At 47.7% G+C, this 3,256-nt stretch carries 2 protein-coding genes; one reads left to right on the top strand and one right to left on the bottom strand.

What is annotated here, in order from left to right; translation table 11 throughout:
• Positions 1 to 287 precede the first annotated feature (287 nt).
• Positions 288 to 893 (bottom strand): DUF1349 domain-containing protein, encoded by a 606-nt coding sequence (locus BN871_RS08030; RefSeq protein ID WP_048745296.1) that lies wholly within the window; start codon positions 891 to 893, stop codon positions 288 to 290.
• A 445-nt stretch (positions 894 to 1,338) separates the two neighbouring features.
• Between BN871_RS08030 and BN871_RS08025 the strand changes: the two genes are divergently transcribed.
• Positions 1,339 to 3,081 (top strand): RHS repeat domain-containing protein, encoded by a 1,743-nt coding sequence (locus BN871_RS08025; RefSeq protein ID WP_083436315.1) that lies wholly within the window; start codon positions 1,339 to 1,341, stop codon positions 3,079 to 3,081.
• Positions 3,082 to 3,256: the final 175 nt, after the last annotated feature.

The raw sequence follows: 3,256 nt of genomic DNA, 5'->3' as shown, positions 1-3,256 counted from the left end.
CCGCTGCCGAGCTGGATCAGGCGTCGAGCCAGCAGAGCGCCGGCCGCGAGCGGGTGGAGCAGCGCTACACCTGGGAGGCGACGGCACAGCGCTGGCTGGAGGTGCTGGCGGAAGCCGAGGAGCATCCGTGAGCGTGTGAGAGGCGGCCAGGACGGCTGCGGCGAGGCCGCCGAACAGGACGGAACGGGTTGTGCCGTTAAAGCATACCGCCGGCAACGCGAAAAATGACCGTATCCCCTTCTCACGGGGGATGCGGTCATTGCATTCCGCTTTTTATCGTGCCGGCGTCATTTCCCTGACCGGATGTTCTTCAGCGTTTTCTTCTCGAGGACGAAGCCGGAATAGATCCGATCGCCGCCGGATCCGGTCGGGCATTGAGGCAGCAGTCCGACCTTCACCGTCTCTTCCACGGGCAGGGTGAAATACCGCATCATGAAGAAATGGATGCCGTCGAGCGAATAATGAAAAGCGAAGGAAGGGCCGGTGCGGGCAACCTGCAGCCAGACGGAGTTCCCCTCGATGTCGCAGCCATTCGCATCGTCCGACACCGAGTTCGTGACGACGCTGACGACGGCATGCGTTCCGAAATCCGTCAGCTCGAAGCAGGCTTTCGCCCAGACGTCTAAATCCTTCATGACCATGATCGAGGCCGAATCGTACATGCTCGTGAACGCATGCTCGACCTTGACGCGCATAACGAAATCTCCGGAAGCCTCGGTGTAGTAGAAGGGCGCGTTGAGAAGGCTCTCGGGCAGCGTCCCTTCTTCGGATTCCGTACCATGGGGACAAAAGAAGTCGGTTTTTTCCGGGGCATGCAGGATGATCCGGTCCGATTCGAATCGTATGCTGCTTTCATTCAGCCAGCCAAAAGTCTTAAAAGCGGATGGGTTCAATGGAATTCCTCCTTGTATATTTTATATTAACAGGAATTTTTATCTAGTACGACAGTGAAAGTGCACGGGAAAGGGCAGTCGTATTGAACGTAAAAAGCCGCTAGGACGATGACGGTCGTCTCTAGCGGCTTTTCGGAGCGTGGATACCCGGATGGCAGCGCATCTTAGGACAGAAAATTAAAACTGAGATTGATAAAAACAAAGGAAAAGGATTTGAGCAAACCGGATATTGGAAATACGACTTTGCTGGAAATGCCGTTGAAGAACAGAACTCTACGTTTAGCAAGATCAATTCTTATGATGCCTTAAACCGACTTATAGAAGTAAAACAACCCAATGGGGAAAGAAACCTCCTACGGCTACTCTCTGGCAGGAGCTTTGAAAAAAATTAACTCATCCAGATGGCACGATAGAAACGAGCCAGTATGATGAACTAGGCCGTCGGATGCAGCATACCGATGGAAGCGGAAAATCAAAGAAATATCTTTATGATAAAGCCGGAAATGTGACGAAACTGATCGATAAAGGCTATCAGACAACAACTTATGAGTATAACAACCGGAATTGGCTAACACGTAAAACAGCTGGTGGAAGCTCGGTCGGCTATCAGTACGACAACGCCGGTAGAAGAACCAGCATGACAGATGGAACGGGAACCACTGGATATTACTTTACACCTGGAGTCGGTGAGCTAGAGAAGATTACGTATCCAGACGGCAAACAAATACAGTTTACGTATAACAAACACGGGCTCCGAAGCACAATGACAGATCCATTTGGTCTGAAGCTTTATTACGGTTACGACGAACTCAACCGGCTTAAAAAAGTCGGGCAAACCGAAACAACCGCAATGGCTGAATATAGCTATCATTCAAATGGATTGTTAAAAGACATCAAGTTGGAAAATGGAACATCCAGCACGATGAATTACAATGGGTACGATTTAAGCGATTTGACGCAGCTGCAAGGGGCGTCTACGGTTATAAATCGTCATTCCTATACATGGAGTCCTGATGGAAATCAACTTTCTAAAACAGATCTGGTGGCTGGTCAATCTAAATCTGTCCAATATGGATATGATTCGCTCAATCGGATTGAAACGTCTACGGAGTTCAATGAGCTTTATGTCTACGATTCGCGTGGAAACCGCCAAACGCTTGTGAGCGATCAGGCGCCCAAACTTCAGGAAGCCAGTTACAATTACGACGGATGGAATCAACTGACCGGGGCGTCGGTAGTTGGAAAGTCTCCCGTTGCCTACAAGTACAATGGCGATGGTCTGATGGTTGAGCGAACCGAGAACGGATCGACTCGTCGGTATTATTATGACGGCGATCAAATTATGGCGGAAGCGACGGTTAGCGGATCGACCCTCTCACCGGTTGCTCAGTACATTCGTGGAAAACAACTTATTGCCCGATTAAGCGGAACGACCAAGCATTATTATTACTATAACGGCCACGGCGATGTAACAGAACTAAGAAACAACACAGGTGCGCTAGTAAATCGTTACAGCTATGATATGTGGGGCAATCCATTGACGGTGTCTGAGCAAGTTGCCAATCCATTTCGATACTCAGGAGAATACTGGGATTCAACAACGGAGCTGCAATATTTAAGGGCCCGTTGGTATGATCCGAGTATGGGACGGTTCATAAGTGAGGATACGTATGAAGGGCAGATTGATAATCCTCTGAGTTTAAATCTCTATACTTATGTAATTAATAATCCACTAAAATACGTTGACCCAACGGGACACGAGCACGAAAAAGGATCAGGAGGCGGGGGCGGCGGCGGTGCTGGCGCAGGTAGCGGTAGAGGTCTAGATCTAGACGCGAAAGCTAGTGCTTTATTTGGGAAAATTTTTAAGAGTATAAAGAACATTCCAGCAAAAATTTTTGGAAAAGGTAATAATTCTAAGGGTGTGGGAGAAGTTAAGACTCCTACAGTAGCAGGAAGGGGACAGTCAAAAGGAGGACATCAACCAACTAATCTAAAAGAACAACTCGCAGTGGAAGAATCCATGTCAAATCCTGCCGCAGGAAAAACTTTGGAAGGGAAAAACACAGACCCAAGATGGCCTGCAGATGAGGGATGGGTTAAAAAAGCACAAAATGTCAATGGTGTTGAGGTACACTATACGTATAATACGAAAACTGGTGAAATAGATGATTTTAAGATTAAATAACGAGGTGATTATATGAAAGTCAGGTGTATCGCAAATACAGGCGATAAGCTATCAATAAAAACTAAAGAACTGGGAAACTCTGACCAAACAAGGTACTCTGTAAAGATTGACGAGCAATATACTGTCTACGGACAACACATTTATAAAGGGGTATTAAGTTACTTGTTGCTTGGGA

This window comes from Paenibacillus sp. P22, assembly GCF_000469945.2.
Taxonomy (GTDB): domain Bacteria; phylum Bacillota; class Bacilli; order Paenibacillales; family Paenibacillaceae; genus Paenibacillus_O; species Paenibacillus_O humicus.
Note: the sequence above shows the minus strand (reverse complement) of the source record. Positions and strands in the feature narration are given on the sequence as shown.

What these genes read in the sequence shown, in the direction of transcription:
- BN871_RS08025 (WP_083436315.1), top strand. Translation starts at nt 1,339, where the DNA reads ATGCAGCATACCGATGGAAGCGGAAAATCAAAGAAATATCTTTATGAT.